We start from the raw sequence: 6,836 nt of genomic DNA, 5'->3' as shown, positions 1-6,836 counted from the left end.
AGAGCGTGGTGGTGAACCGTGCTGTAGCTCGATGATCTGCGGCTTTCGGGTGGTTGTGGTGTGGGGGTGGTGGGCCTGGGGCAGCCAGCGGGTGGTTGGTTCTGCCTCGGAGGTGTGCGGTGCCGTCGGTGATCGCGTTGCTGGAGTTGCGTGAGGCCCGGGCTCGGGAAGAACTCGAGTCCTGGCTGGAGGTGGTCAAGGAAGCCGAGGAGCAGGCTGCTGCTGCCCGGCAGCGCCTCGAGCACGCGCGTATCGCCTGTGGCGAGGTGCTGCGCGCGCTCGCGGAGGAGGCCGAGTGCGTCGCTGGGCGTGTTCAGGCCGGCCAGGAGACTTTGGCGGTGCCGGATACAGGTGATGACGTCTCGCCACGTGCGCTTGCTTTTGCGCAGGACGCGGCCACTGCGGCGGCGCCTGCCCTCGTGCTGCGCCCGGGTTATGACCCGCGGCCGCCGGTCTGGCAGGCGGGGATGGACGACCAGTCCCTGTCTGGGGTCTACCGGCAGGTGTTCGCGGCCGTCATGGCGGCTGCGGGGCCGGTGTCCGCGCAGGAGCTGACGCGCGCGCTGGGCCGGGACGCGTCGCGGTTGAACGAGGTGGAGAAGGTGCGCCACCGCGCCTACGCGCTTCAAGCGCGTGGCTGGCTGGTGCGCGAGCGCGGAGTGTTCACCCCGGCCGCGGGCCCAGCCGGTGCGGCCGGTACTCGGGCCAGTGCAGGCGCTGGCGCGCCATCCGACGCGTCAGCGTGATCAGGCCGGCCCACCACACCATCTGCACGTGGTGATCGGGGCGGCGCTCGTGGTCGCGGTTGAGACGGCGGGCCCGTGAGAGCCACCCCAGTGTCCTCTCCACCACCCACCTGCGCGCCAGCACCACGAACCCCCGGGTCCCGTCGGAGCGCCGCACGATCTCGACTTCCACCCCGTGCGCCGCGAACGCCTGGGCCAGGGCCTCGCCCTGGTAGGCGGAATCGGCCCGGACCAGCTTCAGCATGCGGCCCCGCTCGGCCGTGAACGCCTCGATCAGTTCGGGGGCGGCCTTGGAGTCGTGCACGTTGGCGGCGGTGACGGTGACCTCCAGCAGGAAGCCGTACGTGTCGGTCAGGATGTGACGTTTCCGGCCGTCGCGCAGCTTGGCCCCGTCGCAGCCGCGGCTGTCGGCGCCGACGGTGTCGGAGCCGTCGACCGACTGCGCGTCCATGACCGCGGCCGTCGGTTCCGCCTCCCGGCCCTGCCGCTTGCGCTCCAGGCGCCGCAGCCGCTGGTAGAGCTCGCGCACGTAGCCGTGGCGGCACCAGCGCCGGAAGAAGTCGTACACCGCCCGCCACCAGGGGAAGTCCGCTGGGATCGCGCGCCACTTGCCCCCGTTGTCGACGACGTAGCGCACAGCGTCGATCATTTCCCGGTGGCAGTGCTCCTCCGGACGCCCGCCCCGGCCCTCCAGCCAGGCCGGTACCGGCATCGAAGCTCGGACCTGGGCCCACTCCGCGTCGGTCATGTCGCTCGGATAGTACGCAGGACGGACACGCTCGCCGATCGCCCCGAACTGGTGGACGTAGCAGTCACACGCCGGGGTGGCCGAAGTGGCACCGACTGGCTCGGAGATGGTGCACTGGGCCAGCAACGGGCCTCCTTGGCCGGAGAATTGGTCGACAACCTCGTCTCTGCCAAGAGGCCCGTTCTTCTATGCACGCCGACCGGCCAGCAAGATCGTTCGAGGCGTCCCCTGCCGGCCCCACCCACCGAACACGGTCCGGTTCACCACCACGCTCTNTATGCACGCCGACCGGCCAGCAAGATCGTTCGAGGCGTCCCCTGCCGGCCCCACCCACCGAACACGGTCCGGTTCACCACCACGCTCTAATTCGGTTTCAAAGGACTGCAGATCAGAGGCTTTGGGACGGCACGGCCCCAAAGTTCAGAGAAGCGTGCGTCCGCTGTTCGATGCTTCGTCCGGACCCCGCCCAGAGGCCCCGCCTGGCCGAGATCCGTGACAACCTCATTGCCCGCATCGAGGAAGCCGAACGTGAAGGTTGGCGCGGGGAAGTCGCCGGCCTCCAAGTCAGCCTCGGCGGTGCGGAGGCCAAGCTCGCACAGCTCGACGGCCGCTCCGCCGTCCACCTCGGCATGCCCGACCTCAGCCGCGTGGTCGGGCGAACCGTCACCGGCCCAGAACCCTCAGCAGATGATGACTGACGCAGCGAGGCCAGGCTCGGCTCATCGCCAGCCCGGGTTGTCGGTGGGCACGAACTCTCCAAAGAGTGACTCGTACTCATCCCCGGACTCAGTGACTACCAGGTGGTCCGGTTCCGTCCTCATCACCGCATTCCTCAGCCGGGCGACGAGTTCGGACATAGGCACCCGGTCCAGCGACAAGGCCGCAGCAGCCTGCGCCCGATGCTCAACGATCGTCGGCTCGTCGCTGACTCGATCCTTTTCAAGGAGTACAGCAGCGGCCTCCATGGCCTCCAGCCTTCCGCCGCCCGAGAACTTCAGGCAGTCCTGCCACACAGCCAGACCAGTGATGATCTCCAACGCTTGCCTCAAGTCATCAGCGATCAGACCGCCCTGGCCCTCGGAGCTTGCATACATCACGGGGCGACGCCCGTCTTCGTCATGGCACAGGAAGAAGGTCCCGCCGGCCCAGTCACCAGCGATGGCCTCCAGCGAGGCACCGGAGGCGGCGCGGACCGCCTCACCGTGTTCATTGCGGAAGATGCCGAACTCGAAGGAGGAATGCAGCAGGTCAGCGACGTCCGGGGTGTCCCGGATCGATGCGAGCAGATGATCGGTTGAGGTCACGGCGCGGACCTTAACAGGAGCCACCGACACAGACCCGACTCCAGAAACAAAGAAGCACCTCGCCGGAAGCGAAGTGCGAACGTGGATCCCTCACTAGGAGGCTATTCAGTTAGTTCAGAGAAGCCTGCCTGACCTGCCCGGTCTTCCTCACCGGTCCCGAGTTTCTGCCCGAGCTTCGCGAACAGCGCACCCGCACCCAGACGCTGATCGACAACGCGAAGAGCTGCGGTCACACCCGCATGACCGAGATGAACCAGCAGGTCGCCGACAACCTCGACCGCATGATCGGCGAACTGGAAGACGGCCAGGACGGACACGAGGAGAGCGCGGATGCCGGCTGACAACTCCCACCTGATCGCCGCGGCAGCTCGTCGGCGGTCCGCGGCGACTCGCCGCAGGGCGGTCTCCGCCCTGCGGCGGATGGACGCCACCGGCGATGATCACCTTCGAGACCGTCGCTCGCGAGGCGGGCGTCTCCCGGTCCTGGCTCTACTCCCAGCCCGACCTGAGAGCCGCGATCGAACGTCTCCGGGCCCGACACCGTCCCGTCCCCGCAGCACGGCCGGTTCCCGACCGGCAACGGGCCTCCGACGCCTCTCCTGCGACGCCTGGAAGCAGCCACCGAGCGCAACCGGCAACTGGAGGCCGAAAACCCCGAACTACGGCAGGCATTCGCCCTCGCGCTCGGTGACCAACGAGCCGCCGACCTGCCAGGCCGCCCTGGCAACACGCCGAGGAAGGGATCTTCCGCCGTCATCGGGCGTTGCTGACAAGCATTTTGTGCCGCCCGGCCGCCGCGTCACCCGTCGATGAGGCGCTGAACCGCTTCGGCTACGGAAGCAACAGCGAAGTCCGGACCGTGCTGATCAGAAAGTACGTCGCACTGCGACGGGTTGATCCAAACGGTGCGGAGTCCGGCGGCCCGGCCACCGGCGATATCGAGAGTGAGGCTGTCGCCGATCATCCAGCTGGTGTGGTCCACAGGCCCCCCGCATCGTTGCGCGGCGAGGTGAAAGATCCTCGGATCGGGCTTGCGGATGCCGACCTCGTCCGAGACACACCACGCGTTGACGAGCTTGGCCAGGCCTGTCCGATTGATCTTGGCCAACTGATTGTCGGCCATCCCGTTGGTGACGATGCCGATCCGCCAACCGGCGCCACGGAGTTGTTCCAACGCCTCCAGGTCTTCGGAACGGCACGTGGCAAGTTCTGGGATCCGGCGGCGGTACTGCCTCCACAGCTGGTCAGCCGACTCAGCAAGATTGAATTCATCACGGACCGAGAAGAACAGGCGGTCCTTGGGCCCCGAGTAGTCCGCTTTGACGGTCAGCAACCAGCTGACGCCCTCGCTGCCGAGACTGTGCTCAGCAGCGAACTCCTCCGCCCATACCCGGAATGCGGCGCGATGATCTATGAGTGTGTCGTCCAGGTCGAAGAGTGCCAGCAGCATCCCAGCACCATAATCCCGTGATCGTCTCCACGCGCACGACCATCACATCCTGAGACGTCGCCGACACGCCGCGGAAGGAATATTCCGCTGTCGGCGGACTCGGCTGACGACAGCGTCAAGGACACTGTCCACCACGCATCGCATGAGGTCAGCAGGCCGCGAAGCATGCCGGCTCAAGATAACGGGCGGAGAAGTACTTCAAGGTGTCGGAGACCTCGGCGCCGGCCTGGGTCTCTGCGAGATGTTGTGGATCTCGTCAACGACCACGAGACCCGTGCGGGCGTCGGTACAGACACCCACCACGGCCTCGATGATGGTAGTGGACCTCCCACAGACCCTTCTTCGCCCTCACCCCCGAGCTCTGGCGGCCAAACGGGTTCAACTCCGGGCTGTCGTAGGTGCGCTTGATGCGGATCCCGTAGGCGTTGATCGCCTGCCAGCGCTCGGGCAGCAACTCGACGTAGTCCTCCCCGCCGAGCGGCACTGGCACGTAGCCGCAGGATTAGCAGCGTCGCGTACTTCTCGCTCGGCGAGAACACCCGCCCCGGTGCGTCCGGGTCGCGCAGGGCGTCGTGGGGCCTCGTTTGCCAGATGGCAATGATCCACTCGTCGAGAAGGTTCTGAAGTTCGGGCAGCGACCACAGCGGCCCGTCCTCCAGACCGCGGCCCCGGCGGTCCGTCGTCGAGCCGGTGTATCCCGCGACGAACTGAGCGAACAACGTGGCCACGGAGCCAGGGTCTTCTCGATCGTGCCCTTGTCGGTCGGCGTCGCCTTGTCGCCGGCTGCAGATTGATGCCCAGGTAACGGCAGGACGACCTGAACGCGTGCGAAATGAACACGCTTCCGTGGTCGCAGACGATCGTCTCCGGGGTAACACTGCGAGCCAGCAAGGCGGAGGCATCCGCGGCCTTCGTGGAGGGTCGCAGCACCGCCGCAGTGATCGACCTGGTGGCAATGTCGACCATGGCCGTCAGCTCGACCTTCTCGGCGACGCTGTCATCCAGCCGCACCAGCACGTCCATCGGCGTGGAATCGATCTGCATCAGCTCACCGGGCGCACTGGCCGGTACTTCGCCGAACGGCCCGGACGGACGTGCCCCGACCGAGCGGCGGGTGCGGGCCGACCCGGTGGCGTGGGTGCCGACGGCGAGTTTCTCGAACAGCCGGTAGAGCGTGGCCTGAGACGGCAACTCAACCTCGGCGGTCTCCTTCCGGTCGGACAGAATCTGTTGGGTCCGCCAGAGAGTGAAGCCGATGCTCCTCGACGACGCGTCGGCGGTCTCGGCGATCGCCTGTCGCATCGCCTCCACCACAACCGGGTCGACCTGGCCGAAGGCCTGCATCTGTTTGGCCGACCGGCCGTCCGCCAGCCCGACCAGCCCATCCCGCTGGTAACGCTGGCGCCGTTGCTTGATGCCGCTGGCCGACACCTGATGCCCGGCCGCCGTCAGCTCGGCAGCCTTGGCCCGCTCGCGCTGGGCCAGCGAGTGCCGTTTCGGGTCGAACTCCGGCCGCGGCTTGGTCCCTTCCGGAGCATCCGGCGGCAGACCGTGCAGGACCTCCAGGATGTGCCTCTCCCACCAGCGGGCCTGATCAGCGGCAGCCTCGGGGAACTCCGCGATCCGGGAGGTCGGCGGCACCCGCCTCTTGCCGGTCACCAGTCAACTCCACTGGCCAAGTGCACGATCGTGCGAGGTCCCAGCAACTCGACCGACGTGTCCGCGGCGATCAGCTCCTGAAGCCAGAGGAGGTGGAACAACACCGGCAGCGTCGACAGCCGATCCCCTGCCGCATCCGCCCCACCATCAGCGGCCCCGGATTGAGAAGACCTCCCGGAGCCGGGCCGCGGCCGAGTCGTGCAGACAGCGTGGGTGCCGGTAGCGCGACAGCCACCGAATATTCGCCAGCAGCACCGCGTCCGGTATCCCCAGCCGGTCGAACCTCCACCCGGCCTGGGCACAGACCAGGCGTGTCACCTCGAACGCTTTGGCGTCCTTCGGCTCGATCCGCTCGTTCGCACGGACATCGACGACCACGGCGGAGCAGTCCGCGCGGCGGATGAAGTAGTCCGGGGCGTGCCGACGCTCCCGCTCACCGTCATGCCAGTGCAGCCAGAACGGCTGCGAGCCGATCCCCACCACGTCCGGATCGAAGTCCATCAGCAGCAGTCGGTCCCGCTCCAGCCACGATTCAAAGCCGACGTACCGCCCGGTCGTCGCCGACCAGTACCAGCCCGGGAAGTGACGCTCACCGCGCGACCACCGGAACGTGCGTACCGGATCGACATCCTCGAACCGTCTCGTCACACAGTCCTGCAGCGGACGCCGACGACGCCCGTGTACCGCGTCCACGTACGACAACTCGACGCATGGCCCTGCCTGATCCACCCCAGCCGGTACAGCCACCAGCACCCCCAGCGCCCTCAGCCGCGCGACTAGGTTCGCTGAGACAGAAGCCCGAACGACTCGCTCCGTTGAGAAAACGACTGGATTGAGTGAGACAGGAGTGCGCCACGAAGTACCGCGTAATCGAGTGGAGGTGAAAGGCCGACACCGCCGGGCCGTCGCAGCGGTCTGGTGAAGCTGGG

General features: G+C 67.4%; 7 protein-coding genes and 1 pseudogene. 2 read left to right on the top strand and 6 right to left on the bottom strand.

What is annotated here, in order from left to right:
- The first annotated feature begins 119 nt into the window (after positions 1-119).
- Positions 120-746: a hypothetical protein gene (locus H8R17_RS44395; protein ID WP_187828834.1), complete on the top strand. Its 627-nt coding sequence runs from the start codon at positions 120-122 to the stop codon at positions 744-746.
- Here the strand turns inward: H8R17_RS44395 and H8R17_RS44390 are convergent.
- On the bottom strand, positions 664-1,494 hold the full coding sequence (locus tag H8R17_RS44390) for an IS5 family transposase (protein WP_187828835.1): 831 nt from the start codon (positions 1,492-1,494) through the stop codon (positions 664-666). The genes H8R17_RS44395 and H8R17_RS44390 overlap by 83 nt on opposite strands.
- A 446-nt stretch (positions 1,495-1,940) precedes the next feature.
- On the opposite strand from H8R17_RS44390, the gene H8R17_RS44385 reads away from it, so the two are divergent.
- Positions 1,941-2,192 (top strand): hypothetical protein, encoded by a 252-nt coding sequence (locus tag H8R17_RS44385; protein WP_187828833.1) that lies wholly within the window; start codon positions 1,941-1,943, stop codon positions 2,190-2,192.
- Between the two features lie 21 nt (positions 2,193-2,213).
- On the opposite strand, the gene H8R17_RS44380 is transcribed toward H8R17_RS44385, so the two are convergent.
- The 5 genes and pseudogenes from H8R17_RS44380 to H8R17_RS44360 all read right to left on the bottom strand — a co-directional run bounded on the left by H8R17_RS44380 (position 2,214) and on the right by H8R17_RS44360 (position 6,555).
- Complete coding sequence (locus H8R17_RS44380) at positions 2,214-2,798, bottom strand: hypothetical protein (RefSeq protein ID WP_187828832.1); 585 nt, start codon at positions 2,796-2,798, stop codon at positions 2,214-2,216.
- Positions 2,799-3,597: 799 nt separating this feature from the next.
- Positions 3,598-4,248, bottom strand: coding sequence for an HAD family hydrolase (locus H8R17_RS44370; RefSeq protein ID WP_187828831.1), 651 nt, complete (start codon positions 4,246-4,248; stop codon positions 3,598-3,600).
- A gap of 157 nt (positions 4,249-4,405) precedes the next feature.
- Positions 4,406-4,569 (bottom strand): annotated as a pseudogene (locus H8R17_RS48385) (ATP/GTP-binding protein); the annotation flags it as partial.
- A 57-nt stretch (positions 4,570-4,626) separates the two neighbouring features.
- Positions 4,627-5,907 carry a DDE-type integrase/transposase/recombinase gene (locus tag H8R17_RS49015; protein WP_316959746.1) on the bottom strand — a complete coding sequence of 427 codons (1,281 nt, stop codon included), beginning with the start codon at positions 5,905-5,907 and terminating at the stop codon, positions 4,627-4,629.
- A gap of 147 nt (positions 5,908-6,054) precedes the next feature.
- Positions 6,055-6,555: a TnsA-like heteromeric transposase endonuclease subunit gene (locus H8R17_RS44360; RefSeq protein WP_316959745.1), complete on the bottom strand. Its 501-nt coding sequence runs from the start codon at positions 6,553-6,555 to the stop codon at positions 6,055-6,057.
- Positions 6,556-6,836 lie beyond the last annotated feature (281 nt).

It is taken from the genome of Streptomyces sp. TRM68367 (genome assembly GCF_014495685.1).
In the GTDB taxonomy this organism is placed as follows: Bacteria; Actinomycetota; Actinomycetes; order Streptomycetales; family Streptomycetaceae; genus Streptomyces.
Note: the sequence above shows the minus strand (reverse complement) of the source record. Positions and strands in the feature narration are given on the sequence as shown.